19 protein-coding genes are annotated in these 25,570 nt (G+C 48.2%); 16 read left to right on the top strand and 3 right to left on the bottom strand.

The genetic code is table 11. From position 1 onward, the window contains the following. The first annotated feature begins 10 nt into the window (after nucleotides 1–10). The 7 genes from BN1938_RS15340 to treC all read left to right on the top strand — a co-directional run bounded on the left by BN1938_RS15340 (nucleotide 11) and on the right by treC (nucleotide 10,908). Nucleotides 11–1,081, top strand: a complete 1,071-nt coding sequence (locus BN1938_RS15340; RefSeq protein WP_050641432.1) for a uroporphyrinogen decarboxylase family protein — start codon at nucleotides 11–13, stop codon at nucleotides 1,079–1,081. Next, the gene (locus BN1938_RS15335; protein WP_242843869.1) at nucleotides 1,078–3,801 is read left to right on the top strand and encodes a glycosyl hydrolase; all 2,724 of its coding nucleotides are present in this window, start codon (nucleotides 1,078–1,080) and stop codon (nucleotides 3,799–3,801) included. Before BN1938_RS15340 ends, BN1938_RS15335 begins: the two co-directional genes overlap by 4 nt. 232 nt (nucleotides 3,802–4,033) lie before the next feature. Then, nucleotides 4,034–5,068 (top strand): L-threonine 3-dehydrogenase, encoded by a 1,035-nt coding sequence (gene tdh / locus BN1938_RS15330; protein ID WP_197278224.1) that lies wholly within the window; start codon nucleotides 4,034–4,036, stop codon nucleotides 5,066–5,068. 143 nt (nucleotides 5,069–5,211) lie between these two features. Further along, on the top strand, nucleotides 5,212–6,414 hold the full coding sequence (locus BN1938_RS15325) for a glycine C-acetyltransferase (protein ID WP_050641430.1): 1,203 nt from the start codon (nucleotides 5,212–5,214) through the stop codon (nucleotides 6,412–6,414). A gap of 458 nt (nucleotides 6,415–6,872) precedes the next feature. After that, entirely contained in the window at nucleotides 6,873–7,586 is a 714-nt protein-coding gene (treR, locus tag BN1938_RS15320; RefSeq protein WP_050641429.1) for a trehalose operon repressor, read from the top strand. Nucleotides 7,587–7,735: 149 nt separating this feature from the next. Further along, nucleotides 7,736–9,169 carry a PTS system trehalose-specific EIIBC component gene (gene treP / locus BN1938_RS15315; RefSeq protein ID WP_050641428.1) on the top strand — a complete coding sequence of 478 codons (1,434 nt, stop codon included), beginning with the start codon at nucleotides 7,736–7,738 and terminating at the stop codon, nucleotides 9,167–9,169. Nucleotides 9,170–9,264: 95 nt separating this feature from the next. Then, nucleotides 9,265–10,908, top strand: a complete 1,644-nt coding sequence (gene treC, locus BN1938_RS15310) for an alpha,alpha-phosphotrehalase (protein ID WP_050641427.1) — start codon at nucleotides 9,265–9,267, stop codon at nucleotides 10,906–10,908. Between the two features lie 25 nt (nucleotides 10,909–10,933). Here treC and BN1938_RS15305 read toward each other — a convergent pair whose 3' ends face one another. Continuing rightward, a complete protein-coding gene (locus BN1938_RS15305) occupies nucleotides 10,934–11,788 on the bottom strand; it encodes an AraC family transcriptional regulator (protein WP_050641426.1) in 855 nt (284 codons plus the stop codon). Nucleotides 11,789–12,761: 973 nt separating this feature from the next. Next, nucleotides 12,762–13,610, bottom strand: a complete 849-nt coding sequence (locus tag BN1938_RS15300) for a PocR ligand-binding domain-containing protein (RefSeq protein ID WP_050641425.1) — start codon at nucleotides 13,608–13,610, stop codon at nucleotides 12,762–12,764. 425 nt (nucleotides 13,611–14,035) lie between these two features. Here BN1938_RS15300 and BN1938_RS15295 point away from each other — a divergent pair, with 425 nt between their 5' ends. From BN1938_RS15295 to BN1938_RS15275, 5 genes are all read left to right on the top strand, one after another. Then, the gene (locus tag BN1938_RS15295; protein ID WP_242843868.1) at nucleotides 14,036–15,436 is read left to right on the top strand and encodes an L-fucose/L-arabinose isomerase family protein; all 1,401 of its coding nucleotides are present in this window, start codon (nucleotides 14,036–14,038) and stop codon (nucleotides 15,434–15,436) included. A gap of 144 nt (nucleotides 15,437–15,580) precedes the next feature. Continuing rightward, nucleotides 15,581–17,113: an FGGY-family carbohydrate kinase gene (locus tag BN1938_RS15290; RefSeq protein WP_050641424.1), complete on the top strand. Its 1,533-nt coding sequence runs from the start codon at nucleotides 15,581–15,583 to the stop codon at nucleotides 17,111–17,113. A gap of 89 nt (nucleotides 17,114–17,202) precedes the next feature. Then, the gene (locus BN1938_RS15285; RefSeq protein WP_050641423.1) at nucleotides 17,203–18,174 is read left to right on the top strand and encodes an aldose 1-epimerase family protein; all 972 of its coding nucleotides are present in this window, start codon (nucleotides 17,203–17,205) and stop codon (nucleotides 18,172–18,174) included. A gap of 32 nt (nucleotides 18,175–18,206) precedes the next feature. After that, complete coding sequence (locus tag BN1938_RS15280; protein WP_050641422.1) at nucleotides 18,207–19,127, top strand: class II fructose-bisphosphate aldolase; 921 nt, start codon at nucleotides 18,207–18,209, stop codon at nucleotides 19,125–19,127. 267 nt (nucleotides 19,128–19,394) lie between these two features. Continuing rightward, nucleotides 19,395–20,780: an MATE family efflux transporter gene (locus tag BN1938_RS15275; RefSeq protein ID WP_050641421.1), complete on the top strand. Its 1,386-nt coding sequence runs from the start codon at nucleotides 19,395–19,397 to the stop codon at nucleotides 20,778–20,780. Nucleotides 20,781–20,944: 164 nt separating this feature from the next. Here the strand turns inward: BN1938_RS15275 and BN1938_RS15270 are convergent, their stop codons facing one another. Beyond that, the gene (locus BN1938_RS15270) at nucleotides 20,945–21,841 is read right to left on the bottom strand and encodes a YitT family protein (protein ID WP_050641420.1); all 897 of its coding nucleotides are present in this window, start codon (nucleotides 21,839–21,841) and stop codon (nucleotides 20,945–20,947) included. Between the two features lie 354 nt (nucleotides 21,842–22,195). Here BN1938_RS15270 and BN1938_RS15265 point away from each other — a divergent pair, with 354 nt between their 5' ends. The 4 genes from BN1938_RS15265 (at nucleotide 22,196) to BN1938_RS15250 (ending at nucleotide 25,522) form a co-directional block, all read left to right on the top strand. Continuing rightward, entirely contained in the window at nucleotides 22,196–24,106 is a 1,911-nt protein-coding gene (locus tag BN1938_RS15265; protein ID WP_050641419.1) for a GGDEF domain-containing phosphodiesterase, read from the top strand. Nucleotides 24,107–24,364: 258 nt separating this feature from the next. Further along, entirely contained in the window at nucleotides 24,365–24,997 is a 633-nt protein-coding gene (locus tag BN1938_RS15260; protein WP_050641418.1) for a cytidylate kinase-like family protein, read from the top strand. Continuing rightward, nucleotides 24,997–25,224 (top strand): hypothetical protein, encoded by a 228-nt coding sequence (locus tag BN1938_RS15255; RefSeq protein WP_153920964.1) that lies wholly within the window; start codon nucleotides 24,997–24,999, stop codon nucleotides 25,222–25,224. The genes BN1938_RS15260 and BN1938_RS15255 overlap by 1 nt, the downstream gene beginning before the upstream one ends. Further along, on the top strand, nucleotides 25,205–25,522 hold the full coding sequence (locus BN1938_RS15250) for a YbjQ family protein (protein ID WP_050641416.1): 318 nt from the start codon (nucleotides 25,205–25,207) through the stop codon (nucleotides 25,520–25,522). Before BN1938_RS15255 ends, BN1938_RS15250 begins: the two co-directional genes overlap by 20 nt. Nucleotides 25,523–25,570 lie beyond the last annotated feature (48 nt).

The following is a 25,570-nucleotide window of genomic DNA, read 5'->3' as shown; positions in this document are numbered from 1 at the left end:
GAGGGAATCTATGACAAATCGAGAGAGAGAACAGGCAACTTTGAATTTCGGCCGGCCCCAGGGGCGCGGATCTGTGGAGGAGACATTCTATCCATGGGATCTGACTGTCGGCAGATTTCACGGGGAGGGCCTTCCCGAAGCAATCTGGAAAGGGCTTATACAGCAGGAAGAGGAAGCCTGTGAAAAGTATTTTAAAGTGAGTTTTGGAGAGCCGGTGCTGGCGTACGAATCTTATCTCGGGTTTGATCCGGTCAGGCGGGCGAAGTTTCTGCTTCCCCATGGCGGTGATTCCGGACTGCGGATTGCGTCCTCAAGCGATTGGGAGGCGGTTCGGGAGACCTCTGAAAAAGAAGTCGCGCGCTGGTTTACCGATGAAAACATAGGCAAGGTATATGGAAGCCTTGCAAAAGGGCATAAAGACGGGGATTATTCTGTGCGCATGAATATAGAGGGCTTTTTCTGGGTACCCCGGGAACTGCTGGGCGTGGAAGAGCATCTGTATGCTTTTTATGACGAACCGGAACTCATTCATGAAATTAACAGTTTTACCCTGGAGATATATGAAACATATCTTCCAAAAGTGCTGTCTGTGATACAGCCCGATCTGATCTATATTCAGGAAGACCTGAGCGGGAAGAACGGCCCGATGATATCGCCGGACTGTTTCAGGGAGTTTGTGGGTAATTATTACAGAAAATTAATTCCTTTGTTGAAAAAACACGGCTGCGGCAATGTGTTTGTGGATACGGACGGGGATTTTATGAAGCTGATTCCTGAATTCATTGACGCAGGTGTAGACGGATTTCTTCCCATGGATGTGAACGCGGGCATGGATATTGCTGCTGTGCGCGGCAGCTTCCCAAACCTGAAGTTCGTGGGCGGTTTTAATAAGCTCTGCATTGCAGAAGGGCCGGAGGCAATAGACAGGGAATTCGAACGGATTCTGCCGGTGATCAGGCAGGGCGGGTATATACCCGGGGCCGACCATCAGGTGGCGCCTTCTACTTCTCTGGATCATTACAGATACTATATCAGCAGGCTGCAGGAAGTTATGAAACAGGCAGGGAGGTTGAATCATTGAATAAAAAGGAGATTAGAGACCAGCTGTGCCATCCCCGCAGCGAGACAAGGGGCAGGACGCGATGGTGGTGGTACGGCTGTGCGGCAGATAAAGAAGAAATTGTACGGGAACTGGATCTGATGCAGGAGGCCCGGATTGGCGGAGTGGAGCTTCAGATACTTTATCCACTGCAGCCGGATGATGAGGAGAAAGGCATACATAATTACGAATATCTGTCGCCGGGATTTATGGATATGATACGGTTTGCGGCGGATGAGGCGGCAAAGCGAGACATGCAGTTTGATCTGACCCTTGGTTCGTCCTGGCCTTTTGGAGGCCCGTTCCTTAAGGAAGAGTTAAGCGGACAGAGCGTTCTGCCGTTTACGATTGATGTAGAAGGGCCTTGCACCTTTTATAAAGATCTGACTACGGTTATCTATGGAAAAGTAGTCGGGGCCGTGCTTGGCAAGATGGAAGGAGCCCGTATGCTTCCGGAAACCATTGTGGATATTACGGAGCGGGTGGTGGATAAGTACCTGTTTAACTGGCCCTGGGGAACAGAGATTGGCGAGATCCAGGTGCCGGAAGGACTGCATAAGATCGTACTGTTTGTTTCCAGTGATAAGAAACAGCGGGTGCTCAAACCCCTGCGCGGAGGTGACGGGCTGATTATTGACCACAACAGAAAAGAGTCTCTGCGGGCATTTTTGGAATACGGCGGAGACCCGATTGTGGAAGCAGTGGGAGAGGGGAAGATCGGGAACTTTTTCTGTGATTCCATCGAAGTATTCGGGCATAACTGGACGGATATTCTCTATGAAGAATTCAAAAAGAGGCGCGGATATGAACTCAGGCCGTATATCTATGCGCTCTGGGGAGAAATCCGCGGGATGACAGAGCAGGTAAGATATGATTTTCAGAAGACCATGGCAGAGCTGACGGTGGAGAATTTCTTCCGGGAACTGACGGATTGGTGCCATGAGAAAGGCGCGCTCTCCAGAATCCAGGCGCATGGAACCTGGGGGGATATCCTGCAGGCATATGGCGCGGCAGATATACCGGAGGGAGAGACCTTCTCGGCCTTTGACAGATATGAAGTCAATACGGTGCACAGAAGGCTGGCTGTTTCCGCAGGCCATGTATATCACAGGCCGGTTATATCCAATGAATCCTTCACATGGCTCCGTTTTCCGCGCTTTGTGGTATCACTTGAGAATATCAAGGCGGCCGCAGACAGCATATTCCTGGATGGAATCAACCAGATTGTCAATCACGGCTATAGCTATAGCCGGGCGGACGGTGATGAGATGCTGGCTTTTTATGCATCTACCAACATCAACCATACCAATACATGGTGGAAATACTATAAAAATATCAGCGTTTATATCAACCGGGTATGTGACTTCATGCAGCGCGGCGAGCCAGTTGTTACGACGGCGGTCTATCTGCCCCAGCATGATATCTGGGCAGAGACCCCCCTTGCGGATACGCATATGTGCATGAAGCTGGATGAGAGACTGGATGCGGCCTGTGTAGATGCGGTCCATAAAGCGGGCTACTGGTTTGACTATGTAAATGACGATGTATTGGAACATTGGGATGCATATCTGTACGACACCCTGCTCCTTATAGAATGTGACAGAATTCCGATCAGTACAATGAGAAGAATCCGGGAATTCGCGGAGCATGGCGGTAAGGTGATTGCAGCAGGCCGGCTTCCGAAGAAATCCTGCGGACGCATTGGGTACGAGGAAAATACAGAAGAGGTCCTGAAGATTGGACATGAACTGCAAAGCTGCGGCAGAGTGGTGGTTACGGAAGATAAATATGGCAGCCTCATCGCGGAACTGCGCAGGGTGAAAGTACCGGATGTCAGGATCGGAATGCACCCTGATATGGTGGGATATGTGCATCGCAGAACAGAGACGGAGGATATTTATTTTATATCTAATATCAATAAAAAAGGTTATGAAGAAACTATTAAATTTACAAATAAGAGGAACGGATTCTGCGTATTTGATCCCATGAGCGGTCAGGAAAAAGCGATACGGTCTGTATCGGAAGAGGTGGACGGAATAGAAGTTAAATTATATCTGGAAGCATTTCAATCCCTGATCTTTGTATTTGGCAGCGGGATGGAACAGCCTCTGACTGAGACGAAGCCTGAGGAGAGCGGACTTCTGGATATTTCCTGCGGATGGACGTTGGAAGTACCGGAGAGATCTGTACAGAGAAGCTATGACCAGCTGGAAAGCTGGGAACAGGAGCCGGAGCTTAAGTATTATTCCGGAAGCGGCAAATATGTGAAAGAGTTCCGGATTGAGGAAGGTCAGTGGGAGAAATTTTCGGGTCAGGACAGGATTCTGCTGCAGCTTGAGCATGTTGGGGAAACAGCCGAAATCTATGTGAATGGTCAACTGGCAGATACCTTGATCAAGCGTCCTTATCAGACGGATATTACCGGATTGTTACAGGCGGGAGAGAACAAAATTGAAATTGTCGCTGCAAACCTATTGATTAACAGGATGATAGATCCGGGGTATCCGGAAAAAGAGCTCGAAAAGATGATCCCCCAGTGGCCATATGCGACCGGCGGGCTGGATCAGTGCAGAAAAGAAAGGCTTTTTAACTGGCGGGAGAGAGAGATGATCAAGGAACCGCTTCCATCCGGGCTTTGGGGGAAGATTAAGATCATGGGCCTGAGACAGAAGCATTATGTATACCCGCAGGGTACTCCGTAATTCATGCCCTGCGGGCGGATCCGCAGCAAGCTGCGGAATAAGGTATACCCAAAGGGCACCCCGTAATTCATGCCCTGCGGGCTGGCCTGCAGCATAGCTGCAGAATTAGGTATAGAATACACTGCCGGGAGCTGTGTAAAGTGCAGGAAACTGGATGTTGCTGCATTGAGGTTTGAAACACTCTCCGGGGCAGAGGTGAAAAGGAGTGGTTGGTATGGCAGAGCAGAATACAATGTGGGCGCTGGTGAAGGAGAAACCGGAACCGGGGCTTTGGATGAGACGCGTGGAGATTCCGCAGGTCGGTAAGAACGAGGTAAAGATCAAGATCCTGAAAACTTCCATCTGCGGAACGGATGTACATATATACAACTGGAACAAATGGGCGCAGGAGACAATCCCCATCGGCCTGACGGCAGGACATGAGTATGTCGGCGAGATTGTTGAAACCGGTGAAAATGTAGAGGGATTCTATGTCGGAGAAAAGGTATCCGGGGAGGGCCACATTGTCTGCGGCAAATGCAGGAACTGCCTGGCAGGACTTCCCCACCTCTGCAGGAACACGCAGGGAGTTGGAGTAAACCGGAACGGGGCGTTTGCGGAGTATCTTGTAATCCCTGCAACGAATGTGTGGAAGTGTTCTCCTCAGATCAAAGAAGAATTGTATTCCTGCTTTGATCCTTTGGGGAATGCGGTGCATACGGCCCTGTCCTTTAACGAAATCGGCGAAGATGTCCTGATAACAGGGGCTGGCCCCATCGGCATTATGGCGGCTGCGATCAGTAAGCATGTGGGGGCCAGGTATGTGGTGATTACGGATGTGAATGAATACCGTCTTGCGCTTGCCAGGGAAATGGGGGCCACCCGTGCCGTCAATATCGCAAAAGAGAATCTGAAAGACGTGATGTATGAGCTGGGGATGAAGGAAGGCTTCGATGTGGGGCTGGAAATGTCCGGAAATGAAGCCGGCTTTAACGATATGGTAAATAATATGAAAAACGGCGGAAAGATTGCGCTTCTCGGACTTCAGAAATCCAATGCCCAGATCGACTGGAGCAAGGTGATCTTCAACGGTCTGACCATCAAGGGGATTTACGGAAGAGAAATGTGGGAGACATGGTACAAGATGGATACTATGCTTCAGAGCGGGCTGGATATTGAGCGAATTATTACTCATAGGTTCAATATTAAGGACTACGAAGAGGGATTTGCCGTTATGAACAGCGGAAATTCCGGCAAAGTAGTATTGGATTGGACATCCTTGTATTAGAGCGTGTCTGACAATTCATTTGCCCTGCCGGTTGTCCGGTAAGCGGGAATGCTCATTTAATAACAGTTCATTCTTGCATGAACTGTTACGATTATACACGTTTTAGCGGTATAGAATATATTGATATTGGGAGGAAGACTGAAATGAAAAGAGAGGACGCTCTTGCATACTATAAAAAAGAAGTGGATGCTATAAAAGAAGCCGGCCTGTTTAAGGGCGAAAAGCTGATCACATCACCGCAGGGGGCTAAAGTAAAACTGGAGGACGGCCGGGAGCTTCTGAATATGTGTGCAAATAATTATCTTGGACTTGCCAATGACCCCAGGGTCATGGCAGCTGCTGCCAAATCCTATGAGGAAAGGGGATATGGGCTTTCTTCTGTAAGATTTATCTGCGGGACGCAGGATGTGCACAAAGAACTGGAGGCTGCCATCAGCCGCTTTTTCGGAACGGAGGATACAATTTTGTATTCATCTTGTTTTGATGCTAACGGCGGGCTGTTTGAGACCATTCTGACGGCGGATGACGCGGTGATCAGTGATGAGCTGAACCACGCCAGTATTATCGACGGCGTGCGTCTGTGCAAGGCAAAACGGTTCCGGTATAAGAACAACGATATGGAAGACCTGCGGGAACAGCTGAAAGCGGCGGATGAAGCGGGTGCAAGAATCAAACTGATTGCCACGGACGGCGTATTTTCCATGGACGGTATCATCGCGGACCTGAAGGGGATCTGCGATCTGGCGGACGAATATCAGGCGCTTGTAATGGTGGATGACAGCCATTCGGCCGGTTTTGTGGGCAGGACAGGGCGCGGGACAGCACAACACTGTGGAACCGAAGGCAGAGTGGATGTGATCACAGGGACCCTTGGAAAGGCTTTGGGCGGAGCATCCGGCGGGTATACCACCGGAAGAAAAGAGATCATAGACCTACTGCGCCAGCGCAGCCGCCCTTATCTTTTTTCGAATACGCTTGCACCGGCTATTGCCAGGGCCAGCCTGGAAGTGTTCCGGATATTGGAGAGCGATACTTCTCTGAGGGATCACCTGGAAGAGACCACGGCCTATTACAGAAAAGAGATGACAGAGGCGGGGTTCGATATTATCGAGAGTACGCATCCAATTGTGCCGGTGATGCTTTATGATGAGAAACTGGCGGGGGAGATGGCTGCTAAGATGATGGAGAAAGGGATTTATGTCGTGGCATTTTCTTATCCGGTTGTGCCTAAGGGGAAGGCGCGGATCAGGACACAGGTTAGTGCGGGACATACGAAAGATGATATTGATTATATTGTGAAGTGCTTTAAGGAAGTGCGGGATGAGGTGAAGGGGGACGCTGAGTGAAAGGCGAGTCTGGTTCCCTGCCGGGGAAGTGTATGCCATGTCAATGTCCTTTCCGTTCACGAAGAATCCGTAGGCGAAAAAGCAGGGAATATGGAGGGTGCTTGCCGCAGTTGGCCCGAATGCCGATGCATTCGCGCCGCCGGCGGCAACAGAATTTGCCTGGTAAGGCAAATTCTGCCCTCCATATTCCCTGCTTTTTCACCAACGGATTCTAACGCTTACTCTATGGACTTTGACATGGCATACACTTCCCCGGCAGGAAACCAGACTCGCCTTTCACTACGCTGGGCGCATCCGGGCGGGAGGGCGGCTTCACGGGAGAGTGATGGACGGGGGCAGCGTATTTGGGTGGGCTATTTGGAGCTTTTTTTTGGATTGTGATAATTCCTACTTGTCCTTTTAAAAAAAATAGTTATACTTATAAGTATAAACATATAGGAAAGTTGGGATGTTGCTTTATGGCAAGCAAATACGTAAAAGTCTACAGTGCATTAAAAAAGCAGATTGAGCTTGGAGAATATGGCGTAGGCCAGCTGATTCCCCCGGAAGGGGAGCTGATGCAGGAATACATGGTATCCAGGGACACGGTGCGCAAGGCGCTAGGGATGCTGGAAAACCAGGGGTATATCCAGAAGTCCAGAGGAAAGGCAGCGGTTGTTGTTGAGAAAAAGGACTACAAGTTTCCGTTCGCTGAGATTGCCAGCTTTAAGGAGCTGAATGAAAATCTGGGGCGGCGGACGGAGACAGAGGTGGAGAACCTGGAGATTCTGACGGATAAGAAGCAGATCATGGCAGTTTTTGAGGATGACAGGGAAAAAGAAGTCTATGAGCTGCTGCGCATCCGGAAGATCGAAGGCGAACGGGTGATTATCGACCATGATTATTTCAAAAGAAGCGTGGTGACGAACCTTCCTCTCAGGGCCTGCAGGGATTCTGTTTATGCATACCTGGAGAAGGAGCTGGGAATCCGGATAGGCTATGCCTCAAAAGAGATATCCGTGGAAACAGCAAATGATGAGGATAAAAAGTATCTGGATCTGGGAGAATATAACTTGGTGGTTGTAGTGAAAAGTTATACGTACATGCGGGACCATTGTTTGTTCCAGTTTACCGAATCGAGACACAGACCGGATCACTTCCGCTTTGTAGGATTTGCACAAAGAAAAGAATAGAAATTTATGAATGGTGCCAAAAATGAGTGCGGCACCATTTTTATTTTCTAAAATGCTTGACTAACAAATACGTATATGATAGCTTTATATTAACATATACGTATAAGTTAATAAAGGAGATTCACTTCAAAATAGGAGGAATAGGGAGAATGGCTGAGTTTTCAAAAGACGCTGAAAAGCTGTTAGAATTGATCGGAGGGAAAGAGAATGTGGTCTCTTTCACCCACTGTGCCACCAGAATGCGCTTTGTTCTCGCAGATGAGAAAAAGGCAGATGTAAAAAAGATCGAGGAATTGCCTTCTGTAAAGGGAAGTTTTACACAGGGAGGCCAGTTCCAGGTAATTATAGGTAACAAAGTATCCGTTTTCTTTGATGAGTTTTCCAGAATCAGCAGGATGGACGGCGTAGATAAACAGGAAGTAAAAGCGGCGGCCAAAGGCAAGATGAACCTTCTGCAGAGGGGCGTTGCGAACCTTGCGGAGATATTTGCGCCAATCATTCCGGCCATCATTGTCGGCGGTCTGATCCTGGGATTTCGGAATATCATCGGTGATATCAAGCTTCTGGAGGACGGCACCAAATCCATCACCGAAGTGTACCAGATATGGGCGGGAATCTACAACTTCCTGTGGTTGATCGGCGAGGCCATATTCGTATTCCTGCCGGTGGGTATCACATGGTCCGTATGTAAGAAGATGAATGTGGACCAGATGCTGGGCATCGTGCTTGGTATCACACTCGTCTCCCCGCAGTTGATGTCGGCAAGTGATTACATTGCTGCTGTGGAAGCCGGCGAAGCGGTGAAAACATGGGACTTCGGGGCATTCCACATCAACATGGTGGGATACCAGTCCCAGGTCATACCGGCCATCTTAGTCGGCCTTGTTTTCGCGGTGTTCTACCGGTTCCTGAAAAAACGTGTGCCGGAAATGATCTCCATGATTGTCGTGCCGTTCTGTTCCCTTGTACCGGCGGTGCTTTTGGCACATACCGTAATCGGCCCGTTCGGAAGGATGATCGGAGACGGCCTTGCAAGCATTATCATGGCAGGGTTCAGCTCCTCATTCAGCTGGCTCTTCAGCGGAATTTACGGGCTCCTGTATCCATTGCTGGTGATTACCGGGCTGCACCACTCTATGCTGCCGATCGATCTTCAGACCGTTGCGGCCATGGGCGGAATCTATACATTCCCGGTTGTAGCTTTAAGCAACATTGCACAGGCCTCCGCAGTTATGGCTTTTGTATTTCTTCATAAAAAAGACGCAAGGGTCAAAGAAGTGGGGATTCCCTCATTTGTATCAGGGTTCCTGGGAGTTACGGAGCCGGCAATGTTCGGTGTAAATTTGAAATATTTATATCCATTTATCGGAGCTATGCTGGCAAGCGGCGTCATGGGGATTATATCCCGCGTATTTGGGGTGATTGCAAACAGCGTCGGAGTCGGCGGTATCCCTGCATTTTTATCCATGCGCGGAGATAAGATGCTGATCTATATCGTATGTATTGTGATTGACATTGTTCTGGCATTTTTATTTACCATTCTACTGTCTAAGACCAAACTGAAAGATTACGGAAATAAATAAGAAGTACTTCAATGAACATAAACGAACATGAATTAAAATGAAGATTATGAATCGATAATCATTATGATCAGGAGACTGTGAGAAGGAGAAGATATATGAATTTAGGAAATAAAGTCGTTTATCAGATTTATCCAAAGTCATTCCAGGATTCCAATGGGGATGGCTTTGGAGACCTGGCAGGGATCATCAGCCGTCTGGATTATCTGGCAGAGCTGGGAGCAGACTACCTCTGGATTACGCCCTTTTTTGTATCCCCCCAGTATGATAACGGGTACGACATAGCGGATTACCGCAGGATTGATCCCCGCTACGGCACGATGGAAGAATTTGAAACCCTGGTAGCCGAGGCGGGAAAGAGGAATATGTATCTGATGATGGACATGGTGTTCAACCACTGCTCCACCCGCCACGAATGGTTCCAAAAAGCGCTGGAAGGAGATCCATATTACCGTGATTTCTTCATCATCAGAAAAGGAAAAAACGGACTGCCCCCTACGAACTGGGTATCCAAGTTCGGAGGGAATGCATGGAGTTATCTGCCTGAGACAGACGAGTATTACCTGCATCTTTTCCATGTGACGCAGGCGGATTTGAACTGGGAAAACCCAAATGTGCGAAGGGAATGCTATGATATCATACGCTTCTGGATGGACAAAGGGGTAAAAGGGTTCCGTTTTGACGTGATCAACCTGATTTCCAAACCAGAGGTATACGAGGACGACCTGATTGGGGATGGGCATACATTTTACACGGACGGCGCGAAGATCCATGAGTATCTTCATGAGCTGAACCGGGAGACATTCGGCAGATACGACGATATCGTTACGGTTGGAGAGATGTCGTCTACAACCCTGGAAAACAGCATCCGCTATTCCAACCCGGAATCAGAGGAGCTGTCCATGATCTTCAGCTTCCACCATCTGAAAGTAGATTACCCGTCCGGGAATAAATGGGCGGTGGAGCCTTTTAGATTCCACGATCTGAAGAAAAATCTTTTTACCTGGCAGAGGGAGATGGAAAAAGGCGGAGGATGGAATGCGCTGTTCTGGTGCAATCACGACCAGCCAAGAATCGTATCCCGTATTGGGGATGACAAAGAATACCGCCTGGAATCCGCAAAAATGCTTGCCACAACCATACACGGACTGCGGGGGACCCCCTATATCTACCAGGGGGAAGAGATCGGGATGACCAATGCCGGATACACGGAGATCGGCCAGTATCGGGATATAGAGTCCCTGAATTACTTCAACATCCTGAAGCAGGAAGGCAAGAGCGAGCAGGAGATCTACGAGATTCTGGGCAAAAAATCCAGGGACAACTCCCGCACCCCGATGCAGTGGGATGACACAGAACAGGCAGGGTTTACCGATGGAACCCCGTGGATATCCGTAATCCAGAATTATAAAGAGATCAACACACTGGACCGAAACCGGGAAGACTCTATCTTCCAATATTATAAAAAACTTATAGAACTAAGAAAAACCTATCCGGTCATTGCGGACGGAACCTTTGAAGCACTTCTCGAAGACCATCCGCAGATCCTGGCCTATAAGCGGGCCAATGCAGACAGCGAACTTTACGTGTTCTGCAACTATTATCCCGGGAATGTAGAAATACCAATGGAAATACCGGGAGACTGCAGAATCATCCTGTCAAACTATCCCCGGAGCAGTCGTTCCGTGCTCCGGCCTTATGAGGCAGTTATGCTGTATCGGGAGATTGGAACGGAAGAATAGGAAGCGGTGATGGCCGTTTGGCTTCCTAACTCCGCTTATACTTAGTGGGCGGTTCTCCATAATGTTTTTTAAATAATTTGCTGAAGTGGTAAGCATCGTCATACCCCACCATTTCCGCCACATTCTGGATACTGAGTCCGGGAGCTGCTTCGAGAAGCTCCCGGGCTTTTTCCATCCTTAGCTCAATCAGATAATTGATGGGCGTGTCGCCGGTCTCGCTTTTGAATATTTTAGAAAGGTAAAACGTACTCAGATACATATTACGGGCAATCCGGTCCAGGGAAATCTTTTCCTGGTAATGCTCATTAAAATAGCGGATCATCTGATTGACAACGTATTTTTTATTCGGTGATTCAAAGATACATCCCTTCGTATTCTTGATCCCCTCAGCCGCCTCCTTCTGCTCCCGGAGCAGCTGAAGAATCAGCTGGATGAGGTAGGCTTTCAGCATAAAATAGCGCCCCGGACGGTAGGCCTGGAACTCTTTCCCCATAGATGCACAAATGCGGAACACCTCCTGCCGGATGACTTCCTTCATGGGAAGAATCACATTCCCCCCGGGGAGTGGGAATGTGTTGGGAGGCAGATCCCGCAGATGAATATCCGAGAATGCAATATAATATTCAACGGCACTATCGTCGGGGCAGGTGTAAAGGCTCTTATGGTAGGCCCCCGGATTCAGGATGATCAGGTCGCCCTGTTTGACCGGGTATTCTTTGCCGTCTATGTAAAAAGTACAATGTCCTTTCTTCACAATCGACAATTCGATGTGTTCATGACAGTGGTAATTGTTTTCAGACTCCGTGCGCTTAAGTTCACAAAAAAACAAAAACGTGGGGTTCAAATCATCGTAGGTCAGATCATATTCCGGTCTGCACATATTGAGGCCTCCTAAAAAGTATTTAGATGCATTATACTCCATGATCCGCCGGATGAAAAGAGAAAATCGGGAATTAGCAACGGGCTTTAGTCCCGGGGCGGATGGGGACGCTCCATGAAGGGATAGCTGAAAGCCTCCCGGAGAACATCCATGTCCTTTCAAAAACGCGGCCGCGGACCTAAGAAATTCTAGGCGGGAAACAGCCCTGAAAATGGAGCACCACTGACACATCACGAGAAATCCGATGATTTCTCGCGCTGGGTCAGCTGATTTTTGGATTCGGAATCCAAAAATCTCTCCATTTTCAGGGCTGTTTCCCACCAAGAATTTCTAAGGTTCGCTTTGAGCGTTTTTGAAAGGACATGGATGTTCTCCGGGAGGCTTTCGGCTATCCCTTCATGGAGCTGGCGCATCCAACCGGCAGGAAAAGGACTCGTTCCTAAGGTGGGGCCTCAAACGGGGGCAGCGTATGGATATAGAATTGGCGGGACTTTTATGTCCCCAGTAGGTGTACATAAGCAAAGGGATACGGTTCCAGTATCAAAATAATTCAATACACATCTTGAAGATGAAAAGACACGCATAGCCAATCCACATCCGCTGCCCTGGTCCGGGATCCCACCCGGTTGGCGAGCTTTCCTGCCGATTGGATGAGCCAGCTTTATGACAGGGAGGCCGGGGAGGTGCTGGGGCTGTATATGCCGTTGCGAAATGCTGGAGTGCGCTTAGTGATTCTTGAACAGCCGATGCCGGATAGGCGGGGAACAACTTGATCTCCAAATCAAGTTGTTGCTGAACCCAGCGCGGGAAATCATCAGATTTCCCGTGATGTGTTCAGCGTACCCGCCTATCCGGCATCGGGTGTTCTAGAATCACTTAGCAGCATGGGTGCATATCGCAACGGCATATACAGCCCCAGCGCCTCCCCGGCCTCCCTGTCATAAAGCGTCCCCATCCGTCGACCAGGCTAAAGCTAGCCGACTAAATCCCGATTTTTTTGGTACTGTTTTGGCGGCATCCCCGTAACCCGTTTGAAGACTGTGATAAAGTAGTTATAATCATGAAACCCGCAAGCAAAGGCGATTTCACTTATCGGCATTTTAGGCTTCTCAACAAGAAGCTCCTTTGCTTTTTCAATACGCAGGTACCGGATATGATCTACGATCCCAATCCCATAGTTTTGTTTTGCAATCTCATAAAGCGTAGTTTTCCCGATTTGAAAATGTTCACAGAGCATCTGCGTATTCAGGTCCTCGGTATAGTGGTTCGCAATATACTCATCGATCTGTACGGGCAGGTCTTTTTGGCGTATGACGGCCATCCGTTCCAGACAGAGGTATGAGGCAACCGCCTGTAAGATATGGGAGGCGGATATGATAAAGTCCTCTGATATGATGGGAAGCTTATAACATGCGGCTTTTAACGCAGAAAAGTCGAGATGATATGTCCCGCATAGTTTCTGGATGTTTTTCCAGCCTTCTTCATGTGCTGTATAAGAGAATACGTGCCCGAAGAAGAGGTAGCCGATCAGGATGTTTCCTAAATACAGGGGCATGATACTTTCTGTTAATCCGGCATGGCACCGGTAGGTATATGCGGAGCGCCTTCCGACGGCAGTTTTGCAGGCATTGCGGTCGCATTCCCTGCAATTTGCTGCGGCCCTGGCATCGGTTCGGATAATCCGGCAGAAGGGGGCTATCTGCTCCGGATAAGCGGTTAGTTCACGAAAGGTCTCATCAAATACTGTGATGCGGATATGGGTAAGCGTGTAAAAGTCCTGCAGCAGAGAATTTAATTTTTGCAGATTAAAGGTGGAAATCATAATAAACCTCCTGTTGAAGTGTGAGTGACTATGAACGTTCTGAAAGGCAGCAAATATACTTCTGTTTATTTGTATAATACCATGTAAAACGAACAAAATCAAAGTAAAAAGAACAAATGCCTATATCATCCGACAAAAGGAGTTTATAAAATAGATTCATAACAGATAGAAAACAATGTTTAAATCCGAACTGAGGTAAAAGTGGTAAATATAAAGTTAACAGTTCACGAAAGGACTGAACTATTATGCATCCAAGCCATTGAAATTGGTCTACGGCGAAAAACTGGATGCCTGAAGCCACTATGTTTTCTTACAGTTTGTGCAGTAAATGCGCAGACCTGCCTGAATTGTTATACAAAAAAGAGCTGTTCTGAGGGGTTGGCGAAACCTACTTTTTAGAACAAAATCAAAGGAGGATTCACAATATGAAAAAAATGACATTTGCACTGTGTTTCTGCAACAGAGGATTTATGCCGGGCGAGCTGATTTATGAGGCAAGGGAAGACATGATTAAAGCGGTCACGGATGCGGGATATGATTACATAGCCATGGATGCAGAACTGACCCGGTATGGCGGGGTCGAGACAAGGGAAGAGGGCCTTTTATACGCAAAATGGCTGAAAGAACATGAGGGAATGTATGATGGCGTGATATTCTCAATGCCCATTTTTGCGGACGAGAACGGAGCCATTACCGCATTGCAGGACGCGGGAGTGCCGATTCTAATGCAGGCATATCCGGATGAAATTGGAAAAATGGATTTCCAGCACAGAAGGGATGCTTATTGCGGCAAGTTTTCCGTAACCGATGTTTTTACGCAGTATGGCGTGCCGTTTACGGTGATGAAACCCCATGTCGTTCATCCGCTGTCGAAAGCATTTGCCGGAAATTTGAAGGATTTTGCTGCGGTCTGCCGGGTAGTAAATGGCATGAAACGGTTTAACCTTGGCTGTATTGGGGCAAGGACCACGGCATTCAAGACGGTGCGGTTCGATGAGATTGCAATGCAGAAATACGGGATCAATGTGGAGTCGTTTGACTTATCCGAGGTGTTTTTCAAGGTAAGAAGTATGGCGGACGATGATGAGGCAGTTACTGCCAAAATAGAGCGCCTGAAAAATTACAGTGATTTTTCCCTTGTTCCGGAGAGTAATATGCTGACATTGGCGAAGATTGGGGTAGTGATTGACCAGTACATTGAAGAATATCATCTGGATGCACTGGCGCTGCGCTGCTGGAACGAGATGGAGACGGAGATGCGGGTATGCCCGTGCGTATTGCTCAGTGAACTGAATGACAGGGGAATTGCAGCCTCCTGTGAAATTGATATGTGTTCGGCGCTGACCATGCGGGCTATGAGCCTGGCGAGTGAACAGCCGACGGCCGTCCTGGACTGGAATAATAATTATGGCGAAGATGAGAATAAGGTGATTCTGTTCCACTGCGGGCCGGTTGCGCAGTCTCTGATGACCGGAAAGGGGACGGTCACCGAGCACAAGATGTTTGCAAAGAACGATCCGGGATCCGGCTGGGGATGCAATGAGGGGCGGATCAGGGCCTTTGATACTACGCTTTCCAATTGCCAGACCAGGGATGGGAAAATTATCGTATATGCAAGCGAGGCCAGATTTACAGACGACCCGATAGAAGATGCATTTTTCGGGTGCGGCGGGGTAGCGGAAATTCCTGATCTGCAGAACAAGCTGATGAAGCTGGCCAGAGGTGGATTTAAACATCATACTTCCATAGGCGCAGGACATATGAAAGAAATATTGAAAGAGGCATTTACTACTTATCTTGGTTATGAATGGGTAGAAATCGACTAGTACATCGTATAGTTAAGGATAAAGTTGCCGGCGGACAAAAAGCAGCTGCAGGTGGCTGAGAGCGGTTACCGGCAGATAAAAGCAGCTGCGGGCGGTTAAGAGCGGCTGCCGGCGGGAAAAAATAGCTGCGGGAGGAGGAAGATTATGAAAGTGGCGGGGCTGGATATCGGGACAACAGGCTGTAAACTGACAGTTTTTGACGAAGATGGTACTTATCTGGATGAATCCTATCAGGACTATTCTGCGAAAAGGAACGATGGTGCGCATGAAATAGATGCGGCTGCAATCATGGAGAGCGTATTCGGGGTGATCCGTGCAATAACGCGCACGCATCCGGACATTGCAGGGATTGGGGTGACCAGTTTTGGGGAGACCTTTGTTATGGCAGACGCAGAAGGGAATCCCCTGCATCCGGCGATGCTGTATACGGATCCGCGCGGGGAGGAGGAGTGCCGCTATTTGACAGAGCAGATGGATGGGAAGACCATTGCTTCTATTACAGGGGTAAAACCGCATGTCATGTACAGCATTTCCAAAATGATGTGGATGAAAAAGCACAGGCCGGAGATATACGGGCGGGCAGAGCATATCTTCCTGATGGAGGATTTTGTGGTGTTTGCGCTGACCGGCCGGGCTCAGATCGATTATTCTCTGGCGGCCAGGACGATGGCATTTGACATTACGGCGTTGAAATGGAGCCGTGAGATCTTTGCTCTTGCGGGAATCGACATGGAACTGATGTCAAAGCCGGTGCCCACGGGAACCAGCGCCGGAAGAATCCGGCCGGAAATTGCACAAAAGACGGGCCTTTCCAAAGACATGCAGATCATATCTGTGAGCCATGACCAGGTGGCTGCTGCTGTGGGATCCGGGGTGTTTTCATCCGATAAAGCGGTGGATGGAGCCGGTACGGTCGAGTGCATGACACCTGTTTACGACAGTATACCGGAATTGGAGGTCATGTATGAGGGAAATTACGCGGTTGTCCCGTATGTGCTGCCGGGAAAATATGTCTGCTATGCATTCTCTTACACCGGCGGAGCGCTGATTCAGTGGTGTGCAGATACACTTGCTAAAAAGGAGAAAGAGCTGGCAGAGGCACAGGGCATTTCGGTGAACGAGTTCTTAGAGCAATTGTATGAGGCAGAGCATGAATGCCCGGAAAATGCAGCCGGTACGGATGTTCCCATGCCTCCTACGGGAATATTGGTTCTGCCGCACTTTGCCGGGGCGGCCACGCCCTATATGGATACCGGGTCAAAGGGGGCAATCGTGGGAGTGACGGCCGCGACTACAGTCAGTGACATATACCGCGCATGTATGGAGGGTGTTGTTTACGAAATGATGTTGAATATGGAATGCCTGGAAGATGCGGGACTTCAAATGAAACGGCTGAATGCCACGGGGGGCGGCGCAAAATCAAAAGTCTGGATGCAGATGAAGGCGGATGCTCTGAATGTAGAGATCACTGCGCTAAAAACAGTGAATGCGGGAACTGCAGGGAGCGCGATGCTGACAGGAATTGCGGTGGGATGCTTTCAGAACCTGGAGGATGCGGCGGCGCATATGGTAGAGGAGACCGAAACTTATATTCCAAATCCGGAAATGACGAAGAAGTACAGGGAAGTTTATAAAAGATACCGGCAGCTGTATAAGGCAGTGCGCCCTTTGGTATGAATGGGCAGCAGTTCAGAAGTGTATGAATTGCCGTGTGAAAGGACAGCAGCTCGGCATTGTCGGAACTACCGCGTGAAAGGAGAATTTTGATGAACCCATATATCGGACATGATTCCCAAGTGTATGGAATCGAGGAACACCGCCTGGTGGGCGGTAAAGGCGATGGAATGCGTCTTCTGGAAATAAATAACGGAAAAGGGGCGGAACTGACGGTTGTTTTGGACCGCTGTGCAGACATCTCCCGGCTGCGTTACAAAGGGGTTAATCTGTCTTACTTCTCGCCCTGCGGCTATGTGGCCCCGGCGTATTATGATGCAGCAGGGGCAAACTGGCTGAAATCATTTACTGCCGGTTATCTGACTACCTGCGGGCTGCAGGCGGTCGGCTCTCCCTGCACGGATGAGGGGGAAGAGCTGCCCCTGCATGGTTCCATCGCCAATATGCCGGCAGAACAGGTATATTGGCTGGAAGAAGAGGGGGAGCTGGTGGTTTACGCGACGATTAGGGACGAGGGGATTTTCGCACCGAAACTGCGAATGTCCAGAGAGATCAGAGTCAGCCTTAGGAGTAATGAATTTTCGATTCAGGATACCATCGAGAATACCGGAGATACAAAGCAGCCCTTTGAGATTCTGTATCATATGAATATGGGCTATCCAATGCTTGATGAGGACAGCATACTGGAGATTCCGTCTGCCGAAGTGCTGCCCCGGGATGAGCATGCGGCGGAGGATATCGGGAATTGGATGCACATGATGAAACCGGAGGCAGGATATGTGGAGCGGTGCTACTACCATAAGTTCCCGGATAGAAACGGAAAAGCCGGCATATACCAGCCAAAGCTGGGAAAAGGGCTGGAGATTACCTTTGATGCAGAGGAACTGGATGGGTTTGTAGAATGGAAGATGATGGGAGTCCGCGATTACGTGCTGGGGCTGGAGTGCGGCAACTGCTATCCCGATGGGCGCGATGTGATGAGAAAGACCGGGATGCTGAAATTTTTGGAACCGGGAGAGAAAAAAACGTATCAGGTGAAAGTGCGTATGTTTGAGCGTTTGTAAAATATGGATGTACTAGAAAGGGTGAAACAAAAATGTTAGTATCGCTGAAGCAGATATTGAATCTATGTGAAGCAAAAAAATGCGCGGCAGGTTCTTTTAACACGCCGAATCTCGAGTCGGTTATGGCAGTGATTGGCGCAGCAGAGGAATTGGACGTGCCCGTGGTGATCCAGCATGCAGAAGTGCATGAGGAGATTATGCCGATTGAGATTATCGGGCCGATCATGCTGGAGCTTGCGGGGAGGGCAAAAGTACCGGTGTGCGTGCATTTGGACCATGGAGAGACATTAGAATATGTATGTAAAGCTTTGAACATCGGTTTTACCTCTGTGATGTACGATGGTTCGGTTCAGCCTTTTGAAGTGAATATGGCTAATACAAAGATGGTTGTTTCATTTGCGGCACAGACAGGGGCCTCTGTGGAGGCGGAGATCGGCTGCATGGGAAAACGGGAAACCGGAGCAGGAACAACTGGAAACGGGCCGGATCCGGAGAAGATTTATACAGATCCGGAGCAGGCAAAGCTCTTTGTGGAGGAGACGGGGATAGATGCTCTGGCCTGTTCCTTCGGGACGACACATGGGGTGTATATTACAAAACCCAAGTTAGACTTTAATGTAGTAAAAAATGTGCGCAGGAAAGTAGACATTCCAGTCGTCATGCACGGAGGCTCCGGTGTCAGCCCGGAAGAATTCCGCATGGCCATTGAGAGCGGGGTGCGCAAGGTTAATTACTATACATATATGGCGATGGCGGGAGGTGAGAAGATAGCAAGCCAGTTCCAAACGGGGTGTATTCCGGTTGAAAAAGGCGGGCGGCATTATAAATACTGCTATTCTTTGATCGAGAGCGATAAGGATACGCCGATTATGTACCATGATATTGTGCAGTATGGGACAGAAGCTATGAAAAGGAATTGTAAGGAGGCGATGGAGATATTTGCTATGAGGTAAGAGAGTTCTGATTAACTATACATAAAGAGGCGGCAGGAAAACACATGTGGTTTTCTACATTTTTAAGAGGGTGCTGCAAAATCATCAAAATGATGAGTTTGCAGCACCCTTGTTCTATTTTTTATATAAAAATTATTCTGCCCTCCGTGCTATATACGCATCGGTATTCGTGCAAAATACTACATTCATTGAACAAGAAACTACATTCTGCTTTTTCAATTAATGCTTATAATAGAGTATGTTTAGAAAAAGACAGGAGGTATGGATATGACGAAAAAAATGACAGAAGGCAGCCCGGCAAAATTGATTGTAATGTTTACGATACCTTTGCTGATCGGAAATATCTTTCAGCAATTATATAGCATGGTAGATACTTTGATTGTGGGAAGGACCCTGGGGGTCAATGCCCTGGCGGCGGTGGGCTGCACGGGGAGCATCAATTTTTTGATCCTCGGTTTTGCAATGGGAGTGAGCGCAGGACTGGCAATTATTACGGCACAGCGCTTTGGCGCAAAGGATGAGAAAGGGGTCAGAAGAAGCGTGGCCTCAGGAGCCTGGATCAGCCTTATGGTTACGGTCGTGCTGACAGCGGTTTCCGTTCCTATGACCAGGAAGATTCTGGAACTGCTGAATACGCCGCCCGAAATAATTGACGGTGCGTATGACTATATTGTTATAATATTCTGGGGAATAATAGCTTGTATGCTATTTAATTTTCTGTCGAATATTATCCGGGCGCTGGGGGACAGCCGGACGCCGCTTTTGTTCCTGGTTATTGCATGTGTATTGAATATTATTCTGGACTTTGCGTTCATACTTGGGGGAGGGATGGGGGTTGCCGGCGCGGCCTGGGCCACAATTATCTCACAGATGGTATCGGCACTCCTCTGCCTGTGGTACATCAAAAAGAAGCTGCCGATTCTGCATTTAACGAAGGATGACTGGAAGGTATCCGCATGGGATCTGAAACAGCACTTTCGGATCTCTATGCCGATGGGATTCCAGATGTCGATTATCGCCATCGGTGCTGTGGTGCTCCAGTTCGTACTTAACGGGCTTGGTTCCGCCGCTGTGGCAGCATTTTCTGCGGCACAGAGAATTGACCAGATCGCCGGTCAGCCTATGAATTCTTTTGGCACCACAATGGCTACCTATGCGGCTCAAAATTATGGGGCAGGGCGGATAGACAGAATTAAGAAAGGCGTTCTGCAGTGCAGCCTGATATCGGTAGGATTCAGTATTGCTGTGGGGCTTCTGAACATATTTGCGGGTTATCAGATGGCAGGCTTCTTTGTCGGGGCCGGGGAAGAGACGGTACAGTCTATGGCTCAGACTTACCTTCAGATTAACGGGGCTATGTACTTTGTACTGGCACTGCTGTTTATCTTCAGATTTACCCTGCAGGGGCTGGGGAAAGGCGTTATGCCGACTGTGGCGGGTGTGATGGAACTGATTATGAGGACATTTGCTGCGGTATATCTGACTGCGGCTGTCGGCTTTGCCGGGGCATGCTGGGCCAACCCGCTGGCATGGGCGGGGGCATGTATCCCACTGGCAGCGGCATACTTTTTGACTATGCGGCGGCTGTCTGCCGGAAACGGAAATGCGGATTCCGGCAGTGTGTGCAGGAAAGCTGAAACCAATGCCGCCTGAAAATTGCCTGTAGCATAAAAATAGTAAAACCCCGGTCAATGTTAAATTACTGACCGGGGTTTTACTATGAAAAATCAATCCTGTAAGTGAAGTATAAAGTTTAAAGTCATCATGATGTGCTCTGGTCTAGGAGTTCAGCCATCAGGTAATGCAGCTTTATAAAGTCAGGGGTAAAGCCTCTTCTCAAAGTTACCGGATACCGAGCAGCCTTCGGTAAATATCATAAATGCATTGGGATCAATTCCCCGCACAATTCTTTTTAACTGGCTGACCTCATATTTTGAAATCACAACGAACAGGATGTAGGAGGCCTGATTTGTATAGGCTCCGGCTCCGTCCCAGTTGGTGACTCCCCTCCCCATCTGTTCGATGATAGCCTGGGAGATGCCCAGCTTTTTGGTAAATATCATGACACTCATATTAATATTCTGGATATGTACTCTGTCGCAGGCGATGGAATATACAACGCCGTAAATCAAAGAATAAATCACGATCTCGATGTTAAACATCAAAAGGCATATTCCGTAGACGAAACAGTTGATGATGATGGAGACCTTGCCGACGCTGAATCCAGGGAATTTTTTTGAAAAGTAGATGCCCAGAATGTCCTGTCCGCCTCCGGAACTGCCTCCCCGGAGGATCATGCCGGATCCGGTTCCCGCGATAATACCGCCAATGACACAGGCGGTCAGATAATCGTCAATGACCGGGCTGGATGGAATCGGGATAAAGGTGAGCGCTGCGGTCTGGATAATAATGGTTATAATGGAACGTGCAAAAAAAATCCTGCCCATTTTACTCCATGCCAAATAGATCAGGGGCAGGTTGATCAGAAAGTAAATGATACCTGCAATATCTGTCTGCCCGAGAGAAAAGGGCAGTACTTTAATCACTAAGGTACGGATCAGCTGGGAGATTCCCATGAAGCCGCCATTATATAAAGATAGCGGTATGATAAATACATTCAGTCCAAATGCAAACATGACAGAGCCCGCAGTTGCGTAGCCCATACCAAACAGACGCTGCCTCTGCCGCTCACTTAAAGAATTAAAAAATGACATATTATTTTCCCCCACTAAAGCGATAAAGTTACCGATGTGTATATATTCTAGCACTTTGATTTCGGCAATACAAGACAAGATACTGCAAAATCTTATAATAGTTCATTATGAGTGTATAAATAGCCATTATAAGGGAAATCCCCGGCGTACGCCGCACATGGAGGTAGTCGGTCTGAGCAGTAATATATGTAACTGTTCTTGCCTGCATTACCTGTTACATATATGGAAAAATGCGCATAGTGAAAGAAAATAAAATGGTTTAATGTGGAAAAAAATCATGATATAATTATCTTATTTCATGGTTACTAAAGAGCGTGCCTAAAGAGCACTCCTAAAAAGATAAGAGGTGTACTTATGACTCAATGGTCACTGGCGGGGGAATTTTGGGCTTTTATAGTTATCGTAATTCTAATGCTGTATTTTTATGAGAGGCGTCTGGCCGTAAATGCCAGGGACAAGCTGTACCGGAACTGCCTTTGGATGTCCATGCTCTGCATTGGCCTGAATGTATCCAGTGTGGTGCTGCTTCAATATCCGGAACAAGTGCCGGGGTGGCTGAATATACTTTTGAACAGCGCTTACTTTCTGGCGGTTGTGGCTGCATGCTCGATGGTGGCGGCGTTTGTATTTATGATGATGATGGAGCATGTCTATGAAAAACACTGCCTGAGACGTGCATTTACGGGGCTCTTTGTTGTAAATATACTGTATGCGGCTGCTGTGTTGTGGAATATAAAGTCCGGTATCCTTTTTTATATTGACAGTGCTGGCATCTATCACAGGGGAAGGCTGAACGGGCTGGGCTACGCAGTGCTGGCAGTGGAAATTGGCATGATATATTTTTGTTACATAAAGAACCGTCCCAGCGTCAGCAAGTCGATGGTAAAGGTGATCTGTACGATCCCGCCGGTTACGGTTCTCTTATGCATGTTCCAGGCGCTCTTTCCTGAGATTATATTGAATGAGACCGCCATGGCGGTAGCCAATCTGGTTCTGTTTATCGGATTTCAGAACAGAGCAGTCAGAAGGGATTATCTGACTATGGTGGGCAACCGGGAGAGTTTTTATGAGAACCTTACGCTGAGGCTGGCCGGGAAACAGGAGTTCCAGCTGATTCTTCTGTCTCTGCGGCAGTATGATTTTGTAAATCAGAATTACGGGCATCAAAAAGGGGATGAGATTCTTTATACAATTGCGACCGGACTTGGCCGCCTGATACCGGGAGGAGAAGTATTCCGGTTTGGGAATGTGGATTTTGCTATGATTATTCCTCTGAAGTCGGCAGAAGAGGCCGCATCTAATTTCAAAACAGTAAAAAAACGGTGTGGGCAGACGTGGACCGTTGGAGATATACACGCTCACGTGCGCACCGTGTTTCTGTATCTGGAATATCGGGGAGAGCCGTGTACACCTTCGCAGATGATGGAGTATCTGGAATACGGTATTCGCAAAGCAAAAGAGAAGCCGGGAGCCTGTATTCATTTTACAGATGCGCTGCTGAAAGAATATGAAGAAGAAAAGCGGATTCTGGAGATCATGCAGCAGTCGGTGGAACAGAAGCGCTTTAAGGTATGGTACCAGCCGGTGTATCATCTTGGGGCGGGAGTCCGGTCCGCGGAGGCGCTTTTGAGGCTGGATGACTATGAGGGTAACCCGCTGCCGCCATCCAGGTTTATTCCAATCGCGGAGGAATCTGGGTTGATTGATGAGCTGAGCTGGATCGTTCTGGAGGAGGTGTGCTCGTTTCTGGAACAGAGCAATTCTAAACGGATAGAAAGCATATCTGTCAATCTGTCAATGCAGCAGTTTGCCGACATTGGGATATCTGAGCGGATTCAGGAATGTCTTAAACGTCACAGCCTGAGTCCGGATCAACTGAAAATAGAGGTGACAGAGAGGGTGCTTCTTCAGGATATGGGGTATATGAAGCATGTCATGCGGGATATGAACAGAGCAGGCATTGGGTTCTATCTGGATGATTTCGGTACCGGCTATTCTAACCTTTCCAGCGTGCTGGAGTTCCCGTTTGAGTGTGTAAAACTGGATAAGAGCCTGCTCAAAGAATTTCCTGGGAATCCGGATGCTGAGATGATGGTCAGGACTTTAACCGAACTTTTCCACAGCATCGGCAATCAAGTTGTTGTGGAGGGGGTTGAGGAGAAAACACAGGCGGAGCTGCTCGGGGTAATAGGAGCGGACCGGATACAGGGATATTATTACAGCAGGCCTTTGCCCCAGGATATATTTGCAAGGGAGTATAGTTGAAACTATTGTACTTCTTTCCAATAAACTACCAGATCGAACGGTTAATGTGAAATTTGAAAAAGGAGAAGGAAAAGTACTTTTGAATGAAATTTGAGTGAAGATTCCAGTGCAGTTGTAGGCTGAGGTGTGGCCATTTTTAACAGGATTACGATTATTTCTGGAAATAGATGATAATGATTGAACTGTGCGTGCACGATGGGGTATAATATAATTAACAATGAGGCGGTGTTATAATGTCAGAGATAAGGAGTTGATAATATGACAGACCACAACATTATTACCATTGGCAGACAGTTTGGGAGCGGCGGGCACGAAATTGGGAACCGCCTTGCAGAACGGCTGGATATTCCGCTTTATGACCACAACCTGATCCGGATGGCGGCTAAAGAGCTGAAGGTAAGCGATGAGGAGGCATCCCGTGTTGATGAAACTATACTGGGGAGGTTTTTATCCGCATATGTAGTCGGGACAGGAGATTATACGGCATTTATGAGCCAGGAAGCTTATGGTGTGCCTTTAAGCGACCGGATGTATGAGACGCAGACGGAGATCATTAAGAAGCTGGCGGCTCAGAGCTCCTGTATTTTTGTGGGCAGGTGTGCAGATTATGTGCTGGGAGATTATACGAATTGTATCAATATTTTTATTCATGCCTTTAAGGATGACAGAATACGCCGGGTCATGAATATCTATAAGCTGACTGAAAGACAGGCATGGGATAAGATCAAGAAAGTGGATAAGGAGCGCAGGCTTTATTATGAAGCGCATACCGGACGCGAATGGGGCAGCAGTGAGTCACATGAGATCCTGTTCAATGCCAGTCTGCTGGGAGTGGATGGAGTTGTGGACGCAATGGAAGCAATTTATAAAACCTGGGAAGGCAGAAAGTGATGAAAAAACATGGAAAGAAGATGATAGCGCCAGTCATTATAACGATTTTGCTGCTGCTGTATTTTATCGGGTTTGCGGCGGTGGTATTTATGCTGAGGCCCCCTCTAGCAGTATGCATTTTTGGCGCAGTCATACCTCTTGCACTGGCAGGAGTGGCGCTGGGAGTATGTATCCAGCGGATTAAAGAGATAAGGAGTGGAGAAGAAGATGATCTTAGTAAATACTGATTATATTACAGGAAAGAATTTTGAAATGCTGGGTCTTGTAAAGGGAAGTACGATCCAGTCAAAGAATGTGGGAAAAGATATAACACAGGGCTTTAAAACCCTGGTCGGCGGCGAGCTGAAGGCCTACAATGAGATGATGAATGACGCGCGGGCGCTGGCTACAAAGCGCATGACGGAAGAGGCGGAGAATCTGGGAGCCGATGCCATTATTAATATCCGCTATGCTTCCTCCGCAGTTATGGCCGGGGCTGCAGAAGTTATGGCCTACGGTACTGCAGTGAAGTTTACGGAACCGTAAGCAAGGCCTGTATTTTTATGAAGAATCAGATATGCAGAGCAGGAGATT

Origin of the sequence: Eubacterium sp. SB2 (assembly GCF_001244405.1) — a bacterium.
In the GTDB taxonomy this organism is placed as follows: Bacteria; Bacillota; Clostridia; order Lachnospirales; family Lachnospiraceae; genus Faecalicatena; species Faecalicatena contortus_B.
Note: the sequence above shows the minus strand (reverse complement) of the source record. Positions and strands in the feature narration are given on the sequence as shown.